Below are 25,781 nucleotides of genomic sequence, written 5' to 3'. Positions count from 1 at the left end.
TTGGACTGCCCATGGGGAACACTGTGCTTCTGGAAGGAATTAATGATCGCCGGACTGCGTGGCGCCTTCGCGCGTAAGTTACCGCAGCCCCTCGTCCAGACTGTTTTCGACGTATTCCACGGCAGGACACAGCTGCAGACGTCAGTACACTCACATACCGCACGTTTCCTTGCCCGAACGCAGTTCGCCGGCATGACGGGCCGTGTGACTCCCGTAATATCCGATGGACAAGTTTTCGCGACCCGGCCGGTGGAGCGGTTTTCGGCTGTTGAAGCCATCAGGACAAACCGTGAACTAGTCCAGTTCGCTGCGGACGTGGCCGACATGGAGTATCGGGTCGAACAACCGAACCCAAACAAGCCTGCATTCCTGGTGCTCGGTACGGGTAAGTTGCCAGAACTCCTTCATGCTCTTAAAGGCGTCTCCGTCGGGCGTCCGCTGTATGCCAAGTTGGGCCGGTCTGCGCCTGTACTGCTCAGCGAGCTCGACCAAGTCGACGTGCCGCAGCTCACCGTCTTTGAGCCGCAGTCAGCCGACGGTCTGATGCTGGCAGGTCATGAACTTGGTTGCGAGGTCATAGAGGAGCCGGAACGGACTCCCTATTCGTCTGTCACTGAACTGTTGGAGCCGATCGACGTTGTGTATACATGGGTCGACGGCGGGGATCCGAAGTGGCGCGCGCAAAAGGCAGAGGCACTGTCCCGAATACACATGGGCGAACTGAATCAATATTCTGCCAATGACGAGCGCTACCGTTCACACGACGAACTACGCTATTCGCTTCGTTCATTGGACTATTTTGCACCGTGGATCAGCCACATTTATCTAGTGTCTGCGGGACAGACCCCGGATTGGCTGGACACATCGAATCCACGCATAACCATGGTCGATCACGAGGCAATTTTCCCAGACGACGCCTTGCCAACGTTCAATTCGCATGCAATTGAAGCTCGCCTACATCACATCTCGGGACTGAGCGAACACTTTCTCTATCTGAACGATGACGTGTTCCTGGGCCGCAGGGTGATGCCAGATCTGTTTTTTGAGGGCAGCGGCCTAAGCCGGTTTTTCCTCTCGGATCAAGAGATCGATGGAGGACCTCCCAATTCCGCTGACCTACCGGTTGATAGCGCTGCCAAACAAAACAGGGCGTTGATTGAGCAACGATTCGGCCGCACAGTTCGATTCAAGTTCAAGCACACTGCTCATCCGGAAAGAGTGAGCACCTTGCGTCAATTGGAGGAGGACTTTACTGCGAAGCACGCAGAAACGTCCCGGTCACAGTTCCGGAGTCCGTCGGACATATCCATCCCGTCCTCTCTGGCACACTATTACGGCTACATGATTGGCGCGGCGGTACCAAGCAATCTCAAGTACCGCTATTGCGATATTGGAGAGGCTTCTGCTCAAGCGAAGCTGCTTCGGCTATTAAGAGACCGCGATGCCGATGTTTTCTGTCTCAATGAAATCGGGGGCTCGGCCATCAACCTGCCCTCACAGGATCAGCTCATGCAGCGGTTCCTACAATCCTATTTTCCCGTCCCAAGTTCCTTCGAACTAGGAGAGTAATGTCCGATCCGAAATCTGCGTTTTCCAAAGCTAGGTCGAAGGTGGAGCGTCTTCTTGATCCTGGTTCCAGATCGGCACGGCAAGAACTGCGTGAACTCGCCATTTCGCAAGACGGTTCGGTACTCACTTCAGAATTTGAGTTGAGCCATGGGCTCACTCCAATCGCTCTGTGGACACTTCATGAGGGCGACTCCTGGATCAGGTTAGTTGATGCGGAAGCCACCGGAAAGCTTGCACGGACGGGATACCCTTCCTTCGCCGTGTCTGTGGATCTTCAACGGTTGGCCACAGACCTGGTTCATCAGTTAGACACGGCGCAGATTTCTCGTGAAGGGAACGCAGACGCGGAAGGTTTATTTCCCCTGTTCCTGGAGATTTCATGCTCTGCGATCGATGTTCCGCGATACAGCCGGCACATTAGTGTGGTAGGCGGGGCTCAAGTAGGCATGTCCTTCGCGGAATTTCGCGAAGCATTAGAGTCAGGCGCGGTGGAACCTGATGCAACGTGTACAGCGCGCCTGGCCTTCGGCCGATTCTTGCGAACCAACGTCGGTTTGCTACGAGCGGTCGCTGCGGCAAACAACACAATCGTCGGTTATGTGAATCGCAAGGGCTTCCTAACTCTTGCCCTCAACCGGGTTCTAAAACCGTACAACGCAGTTTACGTTAAGCGTCTGTCCGTTGCCGGTGGCTCCATCCGGCTTTCCGCCAGGCTTTTGGTACGTCATGGCAGTCCGACTAAAGCCGAACTGGTACTAGTCGGCCGGCAAAGCGGCATCCGTTATGTTGGTGCCACTAATATCAAGCTGGATGAAAAGCGTACTGCCAGTCGTTTTGGCTTGCGCGAGTATCTGCTCCGGGCCCGACTGGACCTCAAGACTTTTTCAAATGAACAACTATCCGCCGACGATACGCTTGATGCATGGCTGGAAGTCCACGAGGGCGGTGCCCAAGATCCCCATCGCGTGCGGGTCGGCAGGACTAAATACATAGTTCGGAAACTGTCCCGGGCCGGCTGGCAAAATCGCGGCGATAAGACCTTGAGCATCACCCCGTACTACACCTTCAAGGCGAAGAAGACCTCTTTCCATTTAGAACTGTTGGATACTGAGGCCTTTGAATACCTGCAGAAGAAGACACGGATGCCTCTGTCCAAGAGGACACAAGACAAACCCGTGTGGTTAGTGGGGGAGCGCCCCTATAAGGCGCAGGATACGGGACTGCACTTTTTTCGGTACCTGCGGGAGCACAAACCAGAAATAGACGCCTATTATGTGATCGATTTTGCCTCGCCCGAGGTTCGAAACCTCGAGGGATTGGGCAATATCGTTGCATACCGGTCCAAACGCCACTTTGAACTAGCTCTACAAGCGGAACGGTTCATCGGTTCGCATCATCCAGACTTCCTCTACCCGACGCGGCTTCCGCAGTTCCGCAGGGCCGTGGGTGGCGTCAAGGTCTTCCTGCAGCACGGCGTCATGGGTACTAAATGGATGGTTCCCAATTATGGAAAGAAGGCACCTGGCTTCGACACTGATGTCTTCGTCGTCAGTTCTGAGCGCGAGAAGGAATACATCGTTGGCGACTTCGGATACGCTAACAAGGACGTGGTCGTCACTGGCTTGTCCCGCTTTGACGCGCTGTTCGCCGGAGATGTCGAAGTCAAACCCAAACAGCTCCTTATCATTCCGACGTGGCGGGACTGGCTGCAAGATCCATCAGTTTTTACCGAGTCTGAGTACTTCCAGGCATGGAACGAACTGCTGCATGACCGGCGACTGCGGGAACTAGTGGACCGGTTCGGCACCGAAATCATTTTCTGCTTGCATCCAAACATGCAGCAATTCCGCCACCACTTCGAAGGTGTTCCGGCGCGAGTTATTTCTCAAGGCGAAGTGGACGTCCAATACCTGCTTAAGCAAAGCGCAGTTATGGTCACCGACTACTCGAGCGTGGGCTTTGATTTCAGTTTTCTGCAAAAGCCGGTCCACTACTACCAGTTCGACAGGGAACGCTTCCTTGGCCCGAGGGGGTCGCACCTCGACCTCGACGCCGAGCTGCCGGGCCGCATTTCATTTGATCTTGACTCACTGATAACTGGGCTTGTGGAAACCTACACTTCCGAATGCCGAATGCCGGAGGAGTACATGGGGCGTGCTCGCCGTTTTCTAAAGTATCGCGATCAGAACAATTGCAGTCGGATCTTCGAGGCAGTCAGCGAAGCCCGGCCGACAGAATCCCGACTGCGTAAATTCATTGATCCGGAGTTAAGCGAACGGGTATTTGGCCGTTTTCGACGAAGCCGGTTTTATTTCCCAGCCATGCGTCAGTTCTATAAAATGGTGCGGCGAATGCCGATGGACGAGAATCTGATCGTTTTTGAAAGCGGTCTGGGAAAACAGTACGCAGATAGCCCCCGATACATATATGAAGAGCTCTTGAGGCGAGAAGATCCACGTACCAAGATCTGGATCTACCGGGGTAAGCTGCCGCACGAGGACGCAAACACGCGCGTGGTGAAGCGACTGTCACCGGAATACTACTGGTATCTCGGCAAGGCCAAGTACTGGGTCAACAATCAGAACTTTCCTCACTACATACGGCGTCGAAAAGACGCCATCATGGTCCAGACTTGGCACGGAACACCCTTGAAACGCATGCTTCACGACTTGGTTGAGGTCCACGGCCGCGATGAGGATTACCTTCGCAGAGTCAGTAATGCTGTACGGCAATGGAGTGTGTTGCTTTCCCCAAGCCCGTACGCGACCGCAGTCTTTCGCAGTGCCTTTGCATACGATGGGAAAGTACTCGAGGAAGGATATCCGCGGAACGACGTTTTAGCCGCCGGACAGAACAGTGGTTTAAGCAAGGACGTGCGTCGCAAACTAGGCATACCAGAGAATAAACGGGTAGTGCTGTACGCGCCCACGTTCCGTGACTCCCAAAGCAGTGGGGCAGGCAAGTTTTCTTTTGAGTTGCCGTTCGACCTCGAGCGCTTCCATGAGAAGTTTGGAACCGATACAGTTCTGCTGCTCCGTATGCATGTGTTGGTTAGTAACAGAATTCAAATCCCGGAAAGCGTTCGGGATGCAGTTCTGGATGTCTCAGGCTACGCTGAAATTCAGGAACTGTATCTGGCCAGTGACATTCTGGTAACAGACTACTCATCGGTGTTTTTCGACTTTTCGCTACTGCGCCGTCCGATCATTTTTTACGCCTATGACTTGGAACTGTACCGGGATACGCTTCGTGGCTTTTACCTTGACTACAACACTGAACTTCCTGGGCCTATCGTGGAAACAGAGGAGTCTCTATACAAAGCCATCGAGGGAGCGTCACTTCCGGATCCCGAACGCGAGGCGAAGCATGAATCCTTCGTGGCTAAATTTGCTCCCAAGGACGATGGTCATGCTGCAGAGCGCGTAGTCGACCAGCTCTTCTGAACCGATACAGTTACTAAAACTCCTTCCAGCAAAGGGATACGAATGATCGTCCGGGACCGGGTTGCGGCCCTTCAACGGCGCCTGAAGAGGTTTTCCGCCAAACGCAAGGCCCCGCAGGTTTTGCCGGGGGACAGCGGACCCAGCTCAAGCGCGGAAACTGCCAAAGTGTCCGTGGTTATACCGGTCTTTAACGCTATGCCATATCTGACAGAAATGCTCGATTCCCTACAGGCACAAGAGCTGGATCAGGCGCTGTTCGAGGTCATTGCCGTTGATGACGGATCGACTGACGCCAGCGGTAAGGTGTTGGACGATTATGCCAGGACAAATCCTCACTTTCGCGTTATCCATCAGCCAAACAGTGGTTGGCCCGGCAAGCCTCGGAACGTTGGCATTGCCGCGAGCGCGGCGCCCTATGTCTTCTTTTGCGATGCGGATGACAGGCTTGGGCCCGATTCATTGCGACGCATGGTGGACTACGCCTTTAAGCATGACGTGGATGTTCTGGTTCCCAAGCTTGTTGGCATCAACGGCCGTCGAGTCCAAGCGTCACTATTCAAGGTGACGGAACTGGACATCGACAGGCGCAAGATTCTTGGGACGCTGTCACCACAAAAGATGATCCGCCGTGAATTACTGGAACACCACAACATCAGATTCCACGAGGACAAGGTTCGGTTGGAAGACGGCATGGTGATGGCGCGGTGTTATTTGCTCGCCAACAGGGTATCCGTCTTGGCGGATTACGACTATTACTTCATTAGGACCCGCGACGATGGGCTCAACATCAGCTCCGAGCGGACTGTGGCCGAGGGCTACACCTGGTCGGTGGGGGAGATCGCCCGCATCATCAAGGAGAACGAGAAGGACCAGGACCGGGCTGACCTGATGGTCCTGGACCTGTACCGGCGCAAGTGCTTGCGGACCTACGACCCTGAGCGCTTCGGCCGGCTTGGCCGCTCTATCCGGAGCCGATGGGTAGAAGCGCACGCGGAGTTCGTGGAGCGCTACATCCCTGAGTCACTGGAGAGCGAATTATCACCGATCTTCCGGCAGCGGTCACAACTTGTCCGTGCCCGGGATGTTGACGGCCTGGAACGGCTCGCCGGATCTGAGGCGTTGCTTCGGGCGATACCCCACTCGTCATCCGTGCAGATTAACAGCGACGGCTCGGCCGTCCTCGCCTTCCGCATGGAGCCAGCCGGCGGTTTCGATGAGCTGTTCCTTGCCCTCAGAAGACGCGGTGGTGGCAAGGACGAGAAGTTGCTGCTGCAGTCCGGCTCCGCCGGTTCAGACATCTACTCGGTCACAGTGCCTGGTGGGCTGCTGCGCGGCTATCAGGGGAACATTGTGGACTGCTTTGTGGAAGCCAGTGTCGGCGGCTTCTCCGGGCCGCCACAGCGAGTGCTCATAGGCGATGACGTGCCGCTGCCCTCCCGCGAAAACGGTGTCCGGGCCTATTCGACCATTCATGGGAACCTCAGTCTGGATTTGCGTTAGGTAAATGCCGGGTGATCTGCGCCGGAAGAATGCTGGGGAGGTCTTCGCCTGAAATTCTCGCGAGCAGCGCCGCACTCGTGCCGGCGATTTGGCTAGAGTGAGCCGACCATCTGTCTGGGCAGAACAGCTCCGGTTCTGAACTGCGTGCCCGCGTAGAACCACATCGCTCCATCAGGTTCGATTCCGAGGAGATCGACCCGGCGGTCGCTGTTGAAGTCGCCAGGGCCAATGATGCTGCGGAACATGTTCCAGCCGCCGTTGCCGATTTTCCGTTCGGCCGCAAACCAGCCCGATGAGTAGGTTGACTTTCCTGGGAGGAACCAGAGCGTGCCATCGGGCTTCCTAGCGACAACGTCGCCCGTTCCGTCGCCATTGTAGTCGCCGGCTGCCGTCAGGTGGTTGTAGGCGTCCCACCCGGAAGCGATCTGGCTGCGGGGACCGTGCCCGCCGTCGCCGGGGGCGGCGTAGAGCCAAACGGAACCATCGGGGCGGACAGCCAGCAAATCATTGTCGCCGTCGCGATTGACGTCCCCTGCCCCAAGCAGTTGCGAGAACTGCTGCCAGCCGCCGGTGCCAATCTTCACGCGCCGTTCGTAGCCTTCGTTCGACGAGTCGACCCTTCCCGTCCCCGAGTACAACCACAGCGTTCCGTCGGCTTGCCGTGCCAGCAGGTCGCTCGTGCCGTCACTGTCGTAATCACCGACGCCAAGGATCTCGGAGTAAATTTGCCACCCGTGGCCGATCCGCATCCGGCTCCCATAGCCGCCCTCGCCATTGCCTGGCACGAACCACAGGGTGCCATCCGACATACGGCCGATGAGGTCGGCGGTGCCGTCGCCGTCGAAGTCGCCTGGCGTGACCATCTGGTTGTAGGCTTCCCAGCCCGAGTTACGCGTCGCGACGCGTGATTTGTATCCTTCGCTCTCTGTGAAGCGGGTGCCGGCATAAAATCCGAGTTGTCCGTCGGCATAGATTCCTAGCAGGTCCTGTTTGCCGTCGCGGTTGTTGTCCCACACGCCCAGGATTTGTGTAAACGCCTGCCAGCCGCTGGCGCCGATACGTTCCTCGCTGGAAAAGGAAGCGTCGAGGGCAGGAGCCCTGCCTGTGCCGCGGAGTAGCCAGAGCGAACCATCGGGTTTCGTGGCAATCAGGTCCGCGCGGTCATCACCAGAGAAGTCCCGGGGCGCCACCAGTTGGTCGTAGCCTTGCCAGCCGTCCGCAATCCGGATCCTGGAAGCGGTCTGGCCGGTTCCGCGGCCAGGATACAGGTAGACGATGCCGTCGGGTCGCTTGGCAATGAGGTCTGTGTGGCCGTCGGAGTTCAGATCCCCGGCTCCGACGACATCGGTGAACTGGTTCCAGCCGCTGGTGCCCACCATAACGCGCGGTTCAAACGAAGCGCCGCCCTTGCCCTTGTAGAACCACAGAGAGCCATCGCTGTGGCCGGCCAGGAGATCGGGCTGCGCATCGCCGTCGTAATTTCCTACACCGATCAGCGCGTTGTAGATTTGCCAGCCGCCGCCAACGCGGGTCGGCGTGCCGTAGCCGCCGGCGCCGTTACCCGGGTAGTACCAAAGGGCGCCGTCGGTGCGGCGGGAAAGCAGGTCGCCGTGGCCGTCCCCATTCAAGTCTCCTGGGGCTGCGCTGAGGACCGAGGTAGTGACGGTATCCCTGTTCTGGGCAAAGTCGCGCAGTTCGGTCATGGTGCCGTGCCAGACATTCGAGTCGCCGGCGAACGGACCGCTCGAGCTGTACTGCCAGATATCGAAGCTCGTCCAGCCCGCGGGCAGGCGCGGTTCGGCCAGAGTATACCCATCCAGGGGATAGTGGGCCACGTGGAGCGGGTGGTCCTTGAAAGCCGTGCTGCTGCCCGTACAGTAGTTCCACCAGTCGGCCGTTGTATAGATTGCAGGCAGCCTGCCCGTGCGCGCCTTGATCGTGTTGGAGAAATCGTCGATCCAAGCGACCATCTCGCTCGGGGACATGTTGTAGCACGTGTTGCCGAGCTCGGGGTAGGGGTTGTATTCGATGTCGAGCAGTGGCGGCAGCGTCCGGCCGTCCGCGGACCAGCCGCCGCCGTTGTCAACCATGTAGTCGGCTTGGTCCTTGCCCGACGAGACGTTGGGGATAGCGAAGTGGTACGAGCCCCGGATCATGCCGACGTTGTAGGAGCCGGTGTACTGCTCTGCCCATTCCGGGTTCTGGTAGGACAGGGCCTCCGTGGTTTTGACATAGGCGAACCGGGATCCGTAGTTCCACTCGGTGGTCCAGTCCACGTTGGGCTGGTGGCTGCTGACGTCGATGCCCTGGATCCCATCCGGGCTCCACTTGTCGCGGTTGACCATGGGGACCGACAATGCCTGCAAGGAGCTGGTCCGATCGATTTCCAGGACGTCCAGCTGCTCTTGGAGCTCTTCCTGCTTCTCTGGTTGCTTTAGTTCGGCCTCTCGTTGCTGTCGTTGTGCAAGTCCATGGCCCATCTGGGCACCATGGTCGCCTTGAAGCACTTCAAGCAATTCCCTCAGCTGCTCCTGAGTGAGTTCCTCTACCGGAACTTCGACGTCAGCGTTATTAGAAGGAGTTCCACCCTCCGTCGATGTAGGCCGGGGTTCGTGGGTAGATTCTACTGACGGTAACGGAGCTGGTTGTTCAATGACGCTGGGTTCGTGAAGTGCAGGCGTGTCCGCCGGGTTCGATTCTTCCGGTGCATCTGCGGCCGGCGAGGGCTGGGGGAGTTCATCCACCGTGGGCACAGCGGTGGCCGTGCTGCCAGGAACTGACGGATCGGTCGCTGCCGGATCCGAAGTGACCACCGGTGGTGCTGTTTCGTTGGCCCCGTTAGCGGCTGGAGGGAGGATGAAACCCGAGACGGCGAGAGAAAGGGCGGTCAGGCCGGCGATCCCGGTTCCCCGTATCCGCGTGGCGGCCGAAGGGGAGTGGAACAGTGGGCGAGTGTTCATAGATTTACTCCGGAGTTTCCCCAAGCGACGGGGTTTGGCTGCCCGAGAGAGCGGCAGTTGTGGTCGTCGACCGTTAAACCGTAGCACCGATGTGAAAATTGTGACTAGAGTTAATGATGTTACATCTTCGGCTCAACTAGGGGAGTTCCTAGGTAAAGCAAAGGGCCTCCGTGTGTCACGGAGGCCCTTTGGCGTACATTCTCATCAGTGTTACGGCGTGACGAGACCCATGACTGTGGGCAGCCACATGGATAGCGCAGGGACGAACGCGACGATAAATAGGGCGACCGTTAGCGCCCAGAAGAAGGGCATGATTCGCTTGATCATAGGTTCGATGCGTACCTTGGCCACTCGTGCCGCCACGAAGAGGTTGTTACCTACGGGCGGGGAGATGTTCCCCAAGCACATGTTAAACACCATCATTGTTCCAAAATGGATGGGGTCGACGCCCAGTTGGGTGACGATTGGCAGGAAAATTGGCGTGAAGATCAGGATTGCTGGTGTCGGGTCCATAACGGTGCCGACCAGAAGCAGAATGATCATGATCAAAACCAGGATGATTATTGGGTTGTCGGTCAAGCCCAGGAGAGCGTCAGCGACGAGTACAGGCACACGGGCGAAGGACATTACCCACGCGAGAATGCCTGAGACACCGATGAGCAGCATGACGATCGCGGTAGTTTTCGCGGCCTCAAGAGTGATTGAGGGCAGCGCGCGCACTGGCAAGGTCTTTTGAATCAAGCCGAGAACAAGAGCGTAGAACACTGCGACGACGGACGACTCCGTGGCGGTGAAATACCCGGTAAGGATGCCGCCAATGACAATAACGATCATCAGCAGGGCGGGTAGGGCGCGCAACAAGACGATTCCGGCCTGGCGAACTGTAGGACGCTGCCCGCCGCGCAGCTCGGGATGCTTGCGAGCGTAGAGCGCAACCATGACAATGCAGACGAGCGCCCAAACCAACCCAGGCCCGACGCCGGCCATGAAAAGCGCTGCGACAGAAGTACTTGAGACGAGAGAGTAGACAATGAACGTGTTGCTGGGCGGAATCAGCATTCCTGCAGGCGAGGCGGCCGCGTTTACCGCAGCGGAAAAAGCCGGGTCGTAGCCAGCCTTGCGCATTGGTGGGGACAGCACAGACCCTACGGCGGCGGCAGAAGCGACGGAGGCGCCGGATACCGCACCGAACATAGCGTTGGAGACAACGGTTGTTTGGGCTAGAGAGGCGGGAAGGCGCCCTGCGACAACTTGTGCCAGGTCGATAAGTCGTTGCGCGATTCCGCCGGTATTCATCAAGCCGCCAGCGAGGATGAAGAACGGTATTGCAAGCAGTGCGAAGGAGTTACTAGCGGTGAACAGGCGTTGCGCCGACGTCAGCGCCCCAGCATCCCAGCCAAGGAGGACCACGATGGCCAAGGCCGAGGGAACGCCCATGGCAACCGCCACTGGGGCACCCAACATGAGCCCGAGGATGAAGCCGCCGACTAGGACTATCGCGGCGAGTGTGGTGGGTTCCATGATGACCTCAGATGCCTTGGTTGTTTTCGTCGATCTCAGGCACCAGCTTTTCGGTGCCAGCGAACATGCCCACAATGTGGCAGAGCGCGAAAAATGTGATTAGCGCGCCCGCAACCGGCAGGATGAGGTACACCTGGCCTACACTTACCGGCATGGTCGAGATGTTCTGAGTCCAGGCGTTCGCTGCCACCGCAAAACCTCCGTAGATCATCACGTACCCGGCAAAGAAGATAATCGAACCTTCTACGGCGAGGGCTACGATCCTCTGAGCCGGTACGGGAAACTTATTCACTAGAAGTTCGACGGCGATGTGTCCGCGTTCTGAGAACACCAGTGCCGACCCGAGCAGGGCCAGAATCACGAAGACGTATCGTGCCGATTCCTCCGTCCACGATGCTGGTGATTGAAGTACCTGGCGGGAAATCACCTGCCAGGCGACCACAATGACCAGCGCGGCAAAGATTGCCACACACGTCACCGCCAAGACGCGATCAATAAACCGTCGAGTTGTGTTCAGGGCCGCTACAAGGGGCCCGCCGGTGGGGCGTGCCTCGCCCGGCCCCGCTGGCGTCCGCCCCGATCCGGCCAGGCCGTCATCGCCCGCACCTGCTCGCTTCTTGCTGCTCATACTTTCCTCCGTTGAGGGCGGGCAGCGCAGGCGCTGGCCGCTGTGGTGATTATCGGCACGAGATCCTAGATAACGTCCGGATTGCCGTTCTGCGGTAGCTTCGTCTTCGCCTCGCAGAACGGCAATCGTGTGAAAAATGCCCTAGAAAATGATGCTCACACCGGTAACCGGTATCGCCATAAGGGATTACTCGGCCGCGGCTCGGGTGGCTTCGTACAGTGCCTTGGCAGAGTCTGTGGTCACGTATTCATCGATGAGCGGTTGCAGTGCTGTGCGGAAGGCCTCGGTATCGACCTCGTTGAACTTGGTCCCGGCGGCTTCAAGCTCCTTGATGGCCTTCTCGGTCTCGGAAAGCCACAGCTCAGTGTGCTCGGTTACAGCTGCATCCCACTCGGAGTCGAAGGCAGCGCGGTCCTCTTCGGACATTTCAGCGAGCACGTCGGTGTTGATCACCAAGTAGTCGAGGCCAACAAGGTGGTTCGTTTTCGAGAAGTACTCGGCAACCTCATTGTGCTTCTGCGTCAGGTAGGAGATTTCATTGTTCTCCGCACCGTCAAGCACGCCTGACTGCAGTGCGGTGTAAACCTCGCCGAATGCCATTGGAGTTGCGGAGCCGCCCATGAGCTCGATCATCTTCATGTGGACGTCCGACTCCTGGACGCGGACCTTCATCCCTGCGAGGTCCTCGGGGGTGTTGACTGGCTTCTCGGTGTTGTAAACGCTTCGTGTTCCCTGAGTGAAGCCGCCGAGGACAGTGATCTTCTGATCCTCGAGGGACGAGTAGAGTTCCCCGGTGATTTCCTGGTCGCCGACAACCTGCATCTGGTGCTCCACATCGTCGAACACCTGAGGCAGGTTGAAGACGCGGAAGTCTTCATTGAGGTTCTCCAGCTGGGTCCCGGAGACGATGGCCATCTCCACAGTTCCGTTGCTGACCAGCTGGATGGCTTCCTGCTGCGCGCCAAGAGTTTCGTTCGCGTAGACGTCGATGTCCCAGCGGCCTTCGGTCGATTCCGACAGCCGTTCGCCAAAGCTGTTCAGGGCGATGTAAGAGGGGTGGGTTTCGGTCTGGTTGAGCGCCAGTCGCATGGTCTTGCCGTCCGCGCCGCCATCAGCACCGCCGGAACCGCCACCACAGGCTGTCAGTGCCAACGCCATCGCTGCCACGGACCCCATCACTGCAAAAGCTTTGTTGCCCTTCATGGTTTACCTTTTCCTGCCCACTGAGCGGGCATTGTGTGTCGCCGCAGAGAATCCGCGGCATTTCCCTTGCCTGTTCCAACTGCTAAACGCAGCGGAACCGTTGTCTTCAGGCATGCTGCGAATCCGCCCCAATCTGTGCACACGCCCCGTTGTGCGTGCACCGGAATGGCATGTAGCGCCATGCATGCGTTCTAATGATTCAGCCAAAAATGGAGGGTGCGCGGCAAGCAGTTGCCATATATTGCCTTGGCCGACCCGTAAGATGTTCTGCAGGAGGACAAGTATGAGTGAAATTCAGGGGACGCCGACTATCTACGACGTCGCCCGGGTTGCTGGCGTGTCCTCATCCACGGTTTCGAGGGCCTTTGCCCGGCCGGGTCGGGTAAGCCATGAAACGGCGCAGAAGATTTTTGCCGCCGCGATCGAGCTCGGTTATCGGTCCAAGCCGATGAATGGAGCAGGGCAGCCTGGCGGAACGCGCACATCCATGATCGCGTTGGTCATCGCCGACATCCGCAACCCAGTGTATGCGGAGATGGTCCGTGGCGCTGAAGCTGCGGCAGCCGAAGCTGGCTACACGATGCTCCTTGCACACACCCAGGAATCCGACCGCCGCGAACGCCAGGCGTTGGAGCGGGCCATGTCCACGGTTGACGGAATCGTGCTTTCCAGTTCCCGTATGTCGGATTCTGCCATTCGAATGATGGCCAAGCAGAAACCAACCATCGTGATGAACAGGGCAGTTGCCGATGTTGCCAGCGTGGTGACCGATAACGCCAGGGGGATCCGTCGTGCCGCAGAGCATCTGGGCGAACACGGCCACGACACCATCACCTATCTTGCAGGCCCCGAAGCATCCTGGGCTGACGGCATGCGTTGGCGGTCCCTACGGGAAGCGGCTCTGGAGCTTGAACTGAATGTCCGACGCACGGCGCCGGCTCAGCCCACGGTTCGCGGTGGCGAGGACGTGGCAGCCGAGTGGCTCCAGCATCGCACGTCGGCAGTCGTCGCATACAACGACCAGATGGCCATCGGATTCATCCGAGCGCTCCAGCAACAGGGGTTTAGCGTTCCCGAAGACGTCAGCGTCGTGGGCTTTGACAACAGCTACGGCGCCGATCTGATAACGCCCGCGCTGACGACCGTTGCGGCACCGTTATATGCCTTGGGCACAACGGCGGTGAATAATCTGCTCGCATTCGCCGCTGGGGCTAAGTCCCAATCGGGTCAGCCGGTTGTCCTGCCGACCCGATTGATTGTGCGTAATTCAACAGCCAAGCGGACCAAGCGTTAGCTGGTCTTTTCCAGCCACAGCTTGGCCGACTGCGCCAACTCCGGCGGCGAAGCGGCGATGTCAAGGACGACGCCGGACTCCGTTGCATCGAGCGGTTCCAAGGTGTCCAGCTGGGACTCTAGCAGCGCGGCGGGCATGAAGTGCCCGTTGCGAGCGGACAAGCGGCTCGACAACAGGTCCTTGCCGCCGTCGAGATGGATGAAGACGACGGTGGGATCCGTGGCGCGGATGAGGTCACGGTATGACCTCCGCAGCGCGCTGCAGGCGATGACCAGCGGGCCGGGGCTACGGGCAAAGGCCGCCCCGATTTCCTCGAGCCATGGCTTGCGGTCGTCGTCATTCAGGGGCGTACCCGCCGCCATCTTGTCCACGTTGGCCTGCGGATGCAGGGCATCGCCGTCGGTGAACTGTGCGCCGAGGTGTTCGGCCAGCAGTTCACCGACGGTGGATTTCCCAGAACCGGAAACCCCCATAACGACGACGTGGAACGGTTTGAACTTGATCACCAGTCGTGTACCGTGCCGTCGGCGAGACGGTTGTACGGCAGGTAGGCCTGTTGGTAGGGGAAAGATGCCGCGGCTTCTTCGTTCAACTCAATGCCGAGTCCGGGCTTGTCGCCTGGGTGCAGGTAGCCGTCGGCAAAGACCATGGACTGTTCAAACACTGTGTTGGTCTTCTCGCTGTGCTCCATGTATTCCTGAATACCGAAGTTATGGATAGCCAGCCCGACGTGGGTCTGCGCAGCAAGGCCGACCGGAGAGACATCCGTAGGGCCGTGGAAACCTGACTTGACCTGGTACTGGGCGGCGAAGTCCATGACCTTCTTCAGCGGGGAGATGCCGCCGAAGTGGGTGGAAGCCGCACGGACATAATCGATCAGCTGTTCTTTGATCAGCGTCTGGAAATCGAAGACCGTGTTGAAGATTTCACCGATCGCCAGCGGGGTTGTGGTGTGCTGGCGGACCAGACGGAGGGCTTCCTGGTTCTCAGCGGGGGTGCAGTCCTCGAGCCAGAACAGATCGTACGGTTCAAGTGACTTGCCCAGCTTGGCTGCCTGGATCGGGGTCATCCGGTGGTGGCCGTCATGCAGCAGCGGCAACTCCGGGCCGAATTCGTTGCGGACCGCTTCGAAGACAGTGGGGAGATGGCGCAGGTAGGCCCGAGTGTCCCAGTCTTCCTCGGTGGGCTGCGCACCGCGGCCGGCGGGCTCGAAGTCATAGCGCTCACCCGTCGCCTGTGCCTGGGCAGCAACACCGTAGAGTGCTTTGATTCCCGGCACGGAGGTCTGCACACGGATGGACTTGTAGCCTTCTTCCAGATGCTGCCGAATGGAGTCGAACAACTCCGGGATGTCGCGGCCGGAGGCATGCCCGTAAGTGCGCAGACCGGTCCTTGAGGCGCCACCCAGCAGCTGGTAGACCGGCAGCCCGGCAACCTTGCCCTTGATGTCCCACAGAGCCATGTCGACGGCAGCGATGGCGGCCATGGTGACAGGGCCACGGCGCCAGTAGGAACTGCGGTAGAGGAACTGCCACGTGTCTTCAATCCGGTGCGGATCTTTGCCGATCAGCAGCTGGGCAACATGTTCCTTCAAATAAGCCGCCACGGCCAGCTCGCGGCCGTTCAGAGTGGCATCTCCCAGCCCGGTCACACCGTCCTCCGTGGTGATTTTCAGGGTCACAAAGTTCCGGCTGGGGCTGGTCACAATGACATCAGCAGCAATGATCTTCAAGATAGGCCTTTCAATGATTTCAAATCTTCACGTAACCGTAGCTATGCCGGAAACCCGGTGGCAAGGAGTTGCCACAAGTTGCCGGATTCCCGGCACAGCGCCCATTTTCCTTACTGGTCCTGGAACGATCCGCGCAGGGCATGGACCATATCAATGATGCCGTCCTCTGCGGCGAAGTCCGGGTCCAGCAGTTCCACTAGCGCAGCGGTCTGTTCCCGCCCATTCAACGACAGCAAGGGCTCAATGCGTTCGGCCTCGGCATCGCGCACGCCGGCGCCGTCGTCAGCGGCTTTTGCCAGGTAGTCGATCCACGCGGCGATCAGGCGGGCGGCTGCCTGTCCGGGGCGTCCGGCCGTGCGTTCCGCCTGGATCACAGGAACGGCGCGCATGCGCAGTTTGCTGCTCCCGTCAATGGCGATCTGGGCCAGCATGTGGGCTATACGCGAATTGCCAAACCTTTCCAGCAGTGCTGCCCGGTACTCGTCGACCTTGAGTTCCGGCTCCGTCAGGTGTTCGACGGCCTCATTCCAGAATTCTTCGATCCAGGTCGCACAAGCGGGATCACGCAAAGCCTGCGCTACGGTGTCGCTGCCACGCAGTTGGCCGGCATAGGCCAACAGGGAGTGGGCTCCGTTCAGCAACCACAGCTTGCGCCGTTCAAAGTGCTCAATTTTCTCGACGAATACTGCGCCGGCCTTTTCCCAAGCCGGACGGCCGGCAGGGAAAGCGCCGCAGAGGACCCAGCTATGGAACGGTTCGGTCACCACCGGTGCCTGGTCAGCAAAACCGGTTGCAGCGGCCACGCCGGCTGTGTCCTCATCCGTAGTCCGTGGCGTAATCCGGTCAATGGACGTATCCACGAAGGACACGTTGGCGTCGATCCATCCTGCCAGTTCCGGCGCGATCGCCGATGCCAATCCCCTGATGGCATTGCGTGCAGCCGTGCCGTTGGCGCTGAGGTTGTCGCAGGAGACCACCGCTATAGGCCCGGCTTCTGCCCGGCGGCGCGCGTCCAAGCCGGTAAGCAAGCGTGCAGCTGCGGTCGAGGGGACGCCGCGACGGCCGGATCCGCTGGAACCAACGAGCGCTGCCGATGCCTTCCACCACTGGCTTAGCAAGGCTGCGTCGGCCGCTACCGCCTCTGCCGTCAAATCGAGCTGTCCGTTGGATGCGAGGTTGTACGCAGCTTCCGTTACCGTCAGGGTGACGATCGCGGTCGTCGATAGCGACAGTAGCTCTGCGAGCCGCCCGATATTGCCGCCGTCGTACGCCGCACTGATGCTTTCGATAACCTCGAAGCTGTCTGCCTCTTCCGCCCGCTCGACGAGGGTGTAGAGCCCGTCCTGCGCCTCAAGAGTTTCGGCAGCTTGCGGGCTGCGTCCGGTGAAGGAAGCGATACCCCATTCGTGGCTGGCGTCTACTTTGTGCGTATACCACGCCTGGTGGGCACGGTGGAAGGCGCCCAGCCCGATGTGGACAATCCGGATCGGCGCTGGTTTGCCTGCCCTATACGTCTGCCGGTTCAGCGGCTGGGTTGCGGTTTGTGCAGTCATAGTTTGAAAGCCCTCCGCGGTGCGGCATCGACGATGTCCACGATGAGCTCTGCGGCACGGGACTCGGAAACGCGATGTTCGGCAACCAGCCGCGCGAGGAACGAAGCTTCGATCCGGCGGGACGCGTCGTGGCGGGCCGGGATGGAGCAGAAGGCGCGGGTGTCGTCGATGAAGCCGGAGGAACGATAGAAGCCTGCCGTCTCCGTGATGGCCGACCGGAAGCGCAGCATCGCATCCGGTGCGTCCAGGAACCACCACGGCGCGCCCACGTACACCGAGGGGTAGAAGCCGGCCATCGGGGCGAGCTCGCGGGAGAACACGGTCTCGTCCAGGGTGAAGAGAATGAGGTTAAAGTCCTTGGAAGTGCCAAAGTCCTGCAGGACCGGGCGGATGGCCTCGGTGTAGTTGATGGCGAAGGGGATGTCGTGGCCGGTGTCCGCGCCGAACCGCTCGAAGGTCGGTAGATGGTGGTTGCGGAAAGAACCGGGATGGACGGTCATGACGAGCCCGTCCTGAACCGACATGCGTGCCATCTCGTACATCATGTGTCCTTCGAACACATCACGCTCGGCATCCGTTGCTTCTCCGCGGCGCGCCTTGTTAAAGAGGCTTTCCGCTTCGGCCCGGTCCAGCTTGAGCGTCAGCGGCGTGCGGACCCCGTGGTCGGCCGAAACGGCTCCGTGGTCAATAAAGTGCCGGCGGCGGTTCTCGAGAGCACGGATGTACCCGGCGTACCCGGTGGTGCCATCGCCCGCGGCGGTGATCAGCCGGTCGACGTTTTCCAGCCATGTCGGGTGGGCGATGTTTAGGTAGGCGTCGGGGCGGAAGGTGGGCAGGACCCGTTCGTGGAACGTGCTGTCCGCAGCCAAAGCTGCGTGGGACTCCAAGCTATCCAGGGGATCGTCTGTGGTGGCGAGGACCTCGATGTTGAAGTCCTTGAACAGTTGCCGCGGCCGGAACCCCGGCTCGTCCAACCTGGCCTGAATGGCGTCGAAGGTGGCGTCTGCGCTTTCCTCCGAGATGTCCTGCTTGAGCTTGAAGACATGCTCGAACTCAGAACGCAGCCAGTAGCCAGAGGCAGTGCCGTCGAACAGCGGCCAGGCCTTCGCGAATTCGTGCCAGACCTCGCGGGGAGAAACGTTGGTGGTGCCGCCGGCGCGCAGTCGCTCCAGTGGAACCCCGCTGGCGTGGATGAGGCGTGTGACGTAGTGGTCGGGGCTGATCAGCAGCGTTGCAGGATCAGGGAAGGGCACGTCTTTTTCGAGGACGGCAGCGTCCACGTGGCCGTGCGGAGAGATGATGGGAAGGTCCTGAACCAGCTCCAGCAGGCCCCGCGCGATGGCACGGACTCCTGGTTCAGCAGGAAGGAGCCGATCAGGTTCGGCGGCTATTGAAGTTGACATTGCACCATCGTTTCCAAGCGGCCGAAGTGCAGTCAACGAGTTGCCATTTGTTGGCTGGCCTGCCCTTATTGACGCTTCCTGCCGAGCTGGCGCCTGAGCCACTTCCGGCCCCGCACAACGAACCGGTTGTCCCGGTGGCGTACCGACAGCGAGCCGTGCTTGGTCGGATAGACCTCCAAGGGTGCCCGCTGGAAAGCCTGAAGGCCGGCGTAGGCCAGACGCTTTTCCGCCGGCTGTTCCGGAGCGCGGACATACGCGTCGAAAATGTCGCCGGGGCGGCTTTCGGGCAGCTCGATCGTCCATTGCCCCTCGGCCAGGGCTGCGACTGCAACGCTGCTGCCGTGCCTGCGCCGGAAGATCAGCTTCGTCCCCGGGGCGACGTCGGAGCCGGCACGCAGAAGCATCCTGCTCCCGTTCCATGACACCTGATCGACGACGGCGCCGCCAGGCGTCCGGTTTACGCGGTCAGATCGGGGCGGGGCAGACACGACCCGGACCCAGTTGGCGACGAAGGTCTTTGTGTCGAAGCGGGACAGGGTGCTGAAGCACGCTTCTCCAAAGCGGGAGCGGAGCTCACGGTCCTGCATTAGTTGAAGGATCTTCTTGGCCAAGGCGTCGCTGTCCTCGAAATCCGCGAGGTAGCCGTTTTCGCCGTCGACAATGACGTCCCGCGGCCCGTAATTCGAGTCGTAGGCAACCACGGGGACGCCATAGGACATGCTTTCCAGCAGGATGAGCGGGAACCCCTCCGACGCCGACGTTAGCAACGTTGCGCAGGCCGTGGCGTAGATGCGCTCGGGGTTGTTGGTGAAGGGCATGAACCGGACATGGTCCTCGACCTTTAGCTCCGCGATCAGCCGGTGGATGCGCTGCTCTTCGTCGTCGTTGTACCCGAAGCCAAAAATCTCCAGGACCGCGTTGGGGTTGCCGTCAAGCACCTTGCGGAACACCCTGATTGCCTCGTCCACGCGTTTCTTGGGATGAGTCCGGGCCACCAGGATGAGCCGATTGCTATCGGTGTCAGCCTTGTGGTTCTTCCGGGGCGGGGCCACCTGGGGAATGACTTCGAGCCGTTCGGCATGCCCGAAGTCGGCTGCCATGTCCTTACGTTGCGCCTCGGTCAGGACAACCAAGGCGTCGTATTCGTCGAGACGGTCCATCAGTGCGCGCCAGTTGCGGCTCACCCGGGACCCGGCGATGTACGGAGGTTCAAGATGGTTGCTGTGCGCGGTGACGATCTTGCGTAAGTTCGGGTGTCGGATGCTGCGCACCACTTCGTCGAGGCTGTGGTGGGGGAGGATATCCAGATTCTCCCGGAATTCCGTGGTGATGGCAGCGCTCTCGTGCTTGGCGAGAAGCCGCTCGAAAGCGTGCGTGTACAGCTGGCCAGTGTCCGAAAAATGGAGGGGGGTTGGACCGAACAGGAAGCTTTGATCCCAGTGGCTGCTGCCGGGCGCCTGCCAGATCGTTAAGAAACAGTGCCCGTCGCGGCCGATATAACGCTGTACGACGACGTTGTTAGGGGCGGTCGGGTAGTGGACAACCCGGACGGTACGTCCTGACTGATCCATCTCTTCGCGCCTGACTCGGTGCCGTTCGCTGTTGAAGTAGTCGATATAACGGGGCGTACCGTTGGGGTCGGCCCGCACAAACAGTTCAAGTAGTCCGTCCCGGAAGTAACGGTTCGAGCGTGCGTCGGCGCCGTCCTGGATCTTAACCAATTGCTTGTCTAGATGCGGCACGGATGCCCGCCGTCGTTCGACGGACGGGCTCGGATCAAGGGAAAACAGGACGCTGGAAACCTGGACGTCCGGATGCAGATGCCCCTCCGCTTTCAACCTGGCCACGTCGGCCTCGAGACGGGGCTGGAACCCCAAGACATCGATATGGATGTGGTCCAAGCCCGAGTGCTCTGCCAGCGTGTTTGCACGGTTGCGGACCGCCTTGACCAGCCCGCCTCGTTGCAGGGCAAGCGTACTCACGGGGAAATGGACTGTCGGCTGCATAACTCGAGATTACTGCAGGCCGGGGGACGCTACAGGGCGTATCCCGGGCGGGGCGCTTGCCCGCCGTCAAGTGTCACCGGATCGTTACGCTAACAGCCTGTAGATTCCCGCCAGTGGATGCACTAGGGGGAGCCTTCGTTGAACTGACGGATGTTGATTCACATTGTGTGCCCCGGACAGGAATCGAACCTGCGACCAAGAGATTAGAAGGCTCCTGCTCTATCCGCTGAGCTACCGAGGCTGACGGTGGATGGGCTCCACCAGTCAGCAAGTTTATCCTCTTGACCGTCGATCTTCGAAGTCGGGCACCATGCCTACACAAGGAGCCGCTGATGCAACGTTGCCCACATGAGATGTTTTTGTCCTTGAGAGCGGTATCTGTGGTGACCAGACTGATGTTGCCGGCGACATTGCCGGCCCGACCGAAAGAAGGCAGGACCATGTCAGACATCATTACTGTTCGCGGCATCGTCGGCACGGATATCAACAGTGGATCTACCAAGAATGGATGGCCGGCGGCAGAGTTCCGCCTTGTTTCGAAGGAACGCCGCCAGGATCAGGAGACTGGCCAATGGGTCGACGCGGCCTCGAACTGGTACACGGTCAAGACGTACCGCTATCTGGCGCAGAACGTCGGTTCGAGCCTGCACAAAGGCGACCCCGTAGTGGTTACGGGCAAGCTGAAGCTTCGGCAATGGAGCAGCGACGACGGCCGCCACGGAACCGCACCTGAGATCGAAGCAGATGGTATCGGGCACGACCTTAAATGGGGCACCTCAAACTTCGTCAAGAGCAACAAGGGCCGGTACGGCAGTAGCCAGGAACCGGCCCAGGTCTCTAACGGTGGGAATTTCGAAGGAATGGCCGCGGACGAAGAGGTGCCCGAGAACGTGTCGGCTGCTACAGGGGAGGTCTACCCATGGACGGCGGAGCCGTCGTTGTCGGGTCAGGCATTACATCAGGACGAGGCTAGGGGCGAACCCGAAATTGATGCCGACCCCGATGAGCTGCGGATGGCGGGATAAGTCGAAGCGCACGCGTGCATGTCAGAATGGCACAGTGAAACCTTCGACCCCGTCCAAAGCTGTCGAGCGACTTGCCTGCTCTGTGTTGCTCCTGTCGATCGGGGCTGGTCTGAGCGCCTGCTCGCTGGTAGCTCAGGAGACTGGGACAAAATCCGTGCCCTCGGTTCCAACAAGTGGCTCCACAACTGAGCCAGCTGAGGAAGCCGAGGTTTCGGAGGAGCCGGCTGAACCGACGCCCGCGGAAGCGAGCAAGGATAGGGTGCGCGAGGAGCTGGAGAAGCTCGCAGCTTCCTCTCCCCGCCCGAACTCTTCGCAAATGCTTGCGGCCATGGCCGAAGCGGGCTTTGCCGAATCCGAAGTCGAAGTGTCCGCGGACATAACTCCAACGGGGCTAGCCGTGGATGCAATTGAGGCGGCGGTACCCCTGGAAGACCAATGCGTTATCGGCCAGGTCCGTGAGGGGAAGGTCGCCATGTCCGTGCTCCCCGTGCTGGCTGACGGCGACTGCTTCGTAGGCGGCGAATCCTGACCACGGGCCCTGGTGTGGTCCGCCGTGCTTGCTAGGAGGCATTTCCGGGCCGAAACCGCTTCCTAGGAATATGAGTTATGCCCCGGCAACCACTAGCCTTGTGGTCATGGCGGAATTTATTTACACAATGACCAAGGCCCGCAAGGCCGTTGGCGACAAGGTCATCCTCGATGACGTGAGCATGTCCTTCTACCCCGGTGCCAAGATCGGCGTCGTCGGCCCAAACGGCGCCGGTAAGTCCACCATTCTGAAGATCATGGCCGGACTGGACACACCTTCCAATGGTGAGGCCCGGCTTAGCCCCGGCTATTCGGTGGGAATCCTGTTGCAGGAACCGCCCTTGAACGAAGAGAAAACCGTCCTGGGTAACGTTCAGGAAGGCGTCGGCGAAATCTACGGCAAGATCCAGCGCTTCAACGAGATTTCCGAAGAGATGGCCAGCCCTGACGCGGATTACGACACCCTGCTCGAAGAGATGGGCAAGCTGCAGGAAGCCATTGATGCAGCGGACGCCTGGGACCTCGATTCCCAGCTGGAGCAGGCCATGGACGCATTGCGCTGCCCGCCGGCCGATGCGGACGTGACCGTGCTCTCCGGTGGTGAGCGCCGCCGCGTTGCACTGTGCAAGCTCCTACTGCAGAAGCCCGACCTGCTGCTGCTCGATGAACCGACCAACCACCTCGACGCCGAAAGCGTCCTCTGGTTGGAACAGCACCTGAAGGCCTATGCAGGCGCAGTCCTGGCCGTCACCCACGACCGGTACTTCCTGGACCATGTGGCCGAATGGATCGCCGAAGTCGACCGCGGGCACCTGTACCCGTACGAAGGGAACTACTCCACATACCTGGAGAAGAAGCGCGCCCGTCTGGAGGTCCAGGGCAAGAAAGACGCCAAGATGGCCAAGCGCCTCTCCGAGGAACTGGAATGGGTGCGCTCCAATGCCAAGGGCCGCCAGACCAAGTCGAAGGCCCGGCTGGCCCGGTACGAGGAAATGGCCGCCGAGGCCGACCGCACCCGGAAGCTGGACTTCGAAGAGATCCAGATCCCGCCGGGACCGCGTCTGGGTTCGCTGGTTGTTGAAGGGAAGAACCTGCAGAAGGGCTTTGACGATCGCCAGCTGATCGACGGGCTCTCATTCTCCCTGCCGCGTAACGGCATCGTCGGTGTCATCGGTCCCAACGGTGTGGGTAAGACCACGCTGTTCAAGACGATCGTCGGCCTTGAGGAACTCGACGGCGGCGACCTGAAGATCGGTGATTCGGTCAAGATCTCGTACGTGGACCAGAGCCGCGGGGGCATCGACCCGAACAAATCCCTGTGGGAGGTCGTCTCCGACGGACTTGACCACATCCAGGTGGGGCAGGTGGAGATGCCGTCCCGCGCCTATGTCTCGGCCTTCGGCTTCAAGGGGCCGGACCAGCAGAAGAAGGCCGGCGTCCTCTCCGGTGGTGAGCGCAACCGCCTGAACCTGGCGCTGACACTCAAGCAGGGCGGCAACCTGCTGCTGCTCGATGAGCCTACCAACGACCTCGACGTCGAAACCCTCTCCAGCCTGGAAAACGCTCTGCTGGAATTCGCCGGCTGCGCCGTGGTGATTTCCCACGACCGCTGGTTCCTGGACCGCGTGGCTACGCACATCCTCGCCTACGAAGGCACCGAAGAGGACCCGGCCAACTGGTACTGGTTCGAGGGCAACTTTGAGGCCTACGAGCAGAACAAGGTCGATCGGCTTGGTCCGGATGCGGCCAAGCCGCACCGTGTCACGCACCGCAAGCTGACGCGCGACTAAGGCAAACCGTCCCCCGCTAGCCTATAGCGGGGGACGTTTCGTCAGCGGAGAGGATCCGGCAGGCTGTTACTGCAGCCGCCCGGATCCTCTCCGCTTTCCTACGCGTCGGCTGCTTCCACCGGGACCCGCATCATGCCTTCCTGGGCCACCGTTGCTACGAGTTCGCCGCTGCGGCTGAAGACCCGGCCGACCCCGAGCCCGCGGGCGCCGGACGCGCTGGGGGAATTCTGGACGTAGAGCAGCCATTCGTCTGCGCGGAAGGGACGATGCCACCACATGGCGTGATCCAGACTGGCGAATTTCATGCCGGGACTGATCCACGCGATGCCGTGGCGGCGCAGGATCGGCTCCAGCAGCGTGTAGTCGCTGGCATAGGCCAGGGCGGCCCGATGCAGGTCAAGATCATCAGGCAGCGGTCCCTTGGACTTCATCCACACGGCGTTGGTCGGTTCCCGCTCGCCTTCCGCGCTGATGTACAGCGGCTGCTGCACATGGCGGATATCGAAGGGCCGCTGATAAGCCCACTGCTGCGCGATGGGATGGTCGAATTCACCGAGGAGGTCCGCCGTGCTGGGCAGGGACTCGGGATCCGGGATGTTCTCGGGGAACGGTTCGCAGTGGTCCAGCCCCTCGGCCGGCACCTGGAAGGAAGCGATCATCGACAGGATCGGCACGCCGTTCTGGTATGCATGGGTCCGGCGGGCCGAAAACGACCGGCCGTCCCGTAGCTTCTGAACACCGAACGTGATCGGTTCGTTCGCATCGCCCGGGCGCAGGAAGTAACCGTGCATGGAATGGATCTGCCGGTCGCCGGGCACTGTGCGGATGGCGGCAAGGATGGACTGCGCTAGTACCTGGCCACCGAAGACCCGCCCGTGCGGCTGTGGCTCGGAGATCCCGACAAAGATGTCCTCGTCCGTGTTTGCGCCATCGGCATCCGAGAGATCCAGCAGCTTCAGCAGCGCCGCAGTCGGGTCGATCCGTTCGTCAGAAGCAGTCATGTTTCTCCTTGTTGGTGTTACCCGGGAGTAGTGGAACCTTCTTCAGAGCGTAGTTTGCGCGTTCGCACTGCTCAACTACCGACGCATGGTTCGCGCCGTGCCCCCCGGTTTTGAGAGTATGGGCCCATGCCCAATGCCTTCCGGTTCCCACTCCAGCTCAGATTCAGCGACATAGACTCCTACGCCCATGTGAACAACGTGGCCTTCCTGAGCTACCTGGAGACCGCGCGCGTGCGGCTGCACGAGTCGCCGTCGGGAATTTCTACGAACGACGGCGGACAACCATCCGTCCGCGAACTTGCCGGGGCGGAGAACTTCGCCCTGGTGGGCCGGCAGGAAATCGAATACCTGGCGCCGTTGCTGTTCAGGCCGGAACCGGTCTACGTCAGCGTATGGGTGGCGGGAATCGGGCGATCCAGCTTTGAGTTGGGCTACGTCGTGTCCGAGGAAGACGAGTCGAAGACGTTTGCCGTTGGCGCCACGACCATGGTGCTGGTGAATCGGGACTCCGGCCGCTCCGTCGCCCTGCCCGGGCAGTACAGGGCCGCATTGGAACGCCGCCGGGGCCCGGAAGTGCCCTTCCGCCGTCGTGCTTCGCAGTGCGTGGGGAAGGAAACCACGTGAA

18 protein-coding genes and 1 tRNA gene are annotated in these 25,781 nt (G+C 60.1%); 8 read left to right on the top strand and 11 right to left on the bottom strand.

Features of this window, described 5'->3' with window-relative positions; all coding sequences use genetic code 11:
* Nucleotides 1–42: 42 nt before the first annotated feature.
* The 3 genes from J5251_RS16055 to J5251_RS16045 are packed head-to-tail and all read left to right on the top strand — an operon-like array spanning nt 43 to nt 6,512.
* Nucleotides 43–1,569, top strand: a complete 1,527-nt coding sequence (locus J5251_RS16055; RefSeq protein WP_208574586.1) for a stealth family protein — start codon at nt 43–45, stop codon at nt 1,567–1,569.
* Nucleotides 1,569–5,012 (top strand): CDP-glycerol glycerophosphotransferase family protein, encoded by a 3,444-nt coding sequence (locus tag J5251_RS16050; protein ID WP_208574585.1) that lies wholly within the window; start codon nt 1,569–1,571, stop codon nt 5,010–5,012. Before J5251_RS16055 ends, J5251_RS16050 begins: the two co-directional genes overlap by 1 nt.
* 42 nt (nt 5,013–5,054) lie before the next feature.
* Nucleotides 5,055–6,512, top strand: a complete 1,458-nt coding sequence (locus tag J5251_RS16045; RefSeq protein WP_208574584.1) for a glycosyltransferase family 2 protein — start codon at nt 5,055–5,057, stop codon at nt 6,510–6,512.
* Nucleotides 6,513–6,604: 92 nt separating this feature from the next.
* Here J5251_RS16045 and J5251_RS16040 read toward each other — a convergent pair whose 3' ends face one another.
* The 4 genes from J5251_RS16040 to J5251_RS16025 all read right to left on the bottom strand — a co-directional run bounded on the left by J5251_RS16040 (nt 6,605) and on the right by J5251_RS16025 (nt 12,824).
* Complete coding sequence (locus tag J5251_RS16040) at nt 6,605–9,019, bottom strand: GH25 family lysozyme (RefSeq protein ID WP_244250962.1); 2,415 nt, start codon at nt 9,017–9,019, stop codon at nt 6,605–6,607.
* Between the two features lie 663 nt (nt 9,020–9,682).
* Nucleotides 9,683–10,993, bottom strand: a complete 1,311-nt coding sequence (locus tag J5251_RS16035; RefSeq protein WP_208574582.1) for a TRAP transporter large permease — start codon at nt 10,991–10,993, stop codon at nt 9,683–9,685.
* Between the two features lie 7 nt (nt 10,994–11,000).
* Complete coding sequence (locus J5251_RS16030) at nt 11,001–11,621, bottom strand: TRAP transporter small permease (protein ID WP_208574581.1); 621 nt, start codon at nt 11,619–11,621, stop codon at nt 11,001–11,003.
* A gap of 186 nt (nt 11,622–11,807) precedes the next feature.
* A complete protein-coding gene (locus J5251_RS16025) occupies nt 11,808–12,824 on the bottom strand; it encodes a TRAP transporter substrate-binding protein (protein ID WP_244250698.1) in 1,017 nt (338 codons plus the stop codon).
* 283 nt (nt 12,825–13,107) lie between these two features.
* Here J5251_RS16025 and J5251_RS16020 point away from each other — a divergent pair, with 283 nt between their 5' ends.
* Entirely contained in the window at nt 13,108–14,118 is a 1,011-nt protein-coding gene (locus J5251_RS16020) for a LacI family DNA-binding transcriptional regulator (protein ID WP_139005415.1), read from the top strand.
* Here J5251_RS16020 and J5251_RS16015 read toward each other — a convergent pair.
* The 6 genes from J5251_RS16015 to J5251_RS15990 all read right to left on the bottom strand — a co-directional run bounded on the left by J5251_RS16015 (nt 14,115) and on the right by J5251_RS15990 (nt 21,053).
* Entirely contained in the window at nt 14,115–14,624 is a 510-nt protein-coding gene (locus J5251_RS16015; RefSeq protein ID WP_244250697.1) for a gluconokinase, read from the bottom strand. The genes J5251_RS16020 and J5251_RS16015 overlap by 4 nt on opposite strands.
* On the bottom strand, nt 14,621–15,850 hold the full coding sequence (manD, locus tag J5251_RS16010) for a D-mannonate dehydratase ManD (RefSeq protein ID WP_139005416.1): 1,230 nt from the start codon (nt 15,848–15,850) through the stop codon (nt 14,621–14,623). Before manD ends, J5251_RS16015 begins: the two co-directional genes overlap by 4 nt.
* A gap of 110 nt (nt 15,851–15,960) precedes the next feature.
* Nucleotides 15,961–17,403, bottom strand: coding sequence for a mannitol dehydrogenase family protein (locus J5251_RS16005; protein ID WP_139005417.1), 1,443 nt, complete (start codon nt 17,401–17,403; stop codon nt 15,961–15,963).
* The gene (gene uxaC, locus J5251_RS16000) at nt 17,400–18,806 is read right to left on the bottom strand and encodes a glucuronate isomerase (RefSeq protein ID WP_139005418.1); all 1,407 of its coding nucleotides are present in this window, start codon (nt 18,804–18,806) and stop codon (nt 17,400–17,402) included. The genes J5251_RS16005 and uxaC overlap by 4 nt, the downstream gene beginning before the upstream one ends.
* A gap of 65 nt (nt 18,807–18,871) precedes the next feature.
* Entirely contained in the window at nt 18,872–20,812 is a 1,941-nt protein-coding gene (locus tag J5251_RS15995) for a glycosyltransferase (protein ID WP_139005419.1), read from the bottom strand.
* A gap of 168 nt (nt 20,813–20,980) precedes the next feature.
* Nucleotides 20,981–21,053 (bottom strand) — tRNA-Arg (locus J5251_RS15990).
* Between the two features lie 199 nt (nt 21,054–21,252).
* Between J5251_RS15990 and J5251_RS15985 the strand changes: the two genes are divergently transcribed.
* From J5251_RS15985 to ettA, 3 genes are all read left to right on the top strand, one after another.
* Complete coding sequence (locus tag J5251_RS15985) at nt 21,253–21,837, top strand: single-stranded DNA-binding protein (protein WP_208574580.1); 585 nt, start codon at nt 21,253–21,255, stop codon at nt 21,835–21,837.
* A 259-nt stretch (nt 21,838–22,096) separates the two neighbouring features.
* Complete coding sequence (locus tag J5251_RS15980) at nt 22,097–22,366, top strand: DUF6993 domain-containing protein (protein ID WP_139005421.1); 270 nt, start codon at nt 22,097–22,099, stop codon at nt 22,364–22,366.
* A gap of 106 nt (nt 22,367–22,472) precedes the next feature.
* A complete protein-coding gene (ettA, locus tag J5251_RS15975; RefSeq protein ID WP_139005422.1) occupies nt 22,473–24,155 on the top strand; it encodes an energy-dependent translational throttle protein EttA in 1,683 nt (560 codons plus the stop codon).
* Between the two features lie 98 nt (nt 24,156–24,253).
* Here the strand turns inward: ettA and J5251_RS15970 are convergent, their stop codons facing one another.
* On the bottom strand, nt 24,254–25,156 hold the full coding sequence (locus J5251_RS15970; protein WP_139005423.1) for an acyl-CoA thioesterase: 903 nt from the start codon (nt 25,154–25,156) through the stop codon (nt 24,254–24,256).
* A gap of 126 nt (nt 25,157–25,282) precedes the next feature.
* On the opposite strand from J5251_RS15970, the gene J5251_RS15965 reads away from it, so the two are divergent.
* Nucleotides 25,283–25,780 (top strand): acyl-CoA thioesterase, encoded by a 498-nt coding sequence (locus J5251_RS15965; RefSeq protein WP_208574579.1) that lies wholly within the window; start codon nt 25,283–25,285, stop codon nt 25,778–25,780.
* Nucleotide 25,781: the final 1 nt, after the last annotated feature.

This window comes from Arthrobacter crystallopoietes, from assembly GCF_017603825.1.
GTDB classification, from domain to species: domain Bacteria; phylum Actinomycetota; class Actinomycetes; order Actinomycetales; family Micrococcaceae; genus Crystallibacter; species Crystallibacter crystallopoietes_B.
The sequence above is the reverse complement of the archived record's forward strand: the minus strand, read 5'-3'. Positions and strand labels throughout refer to the sequence as shown.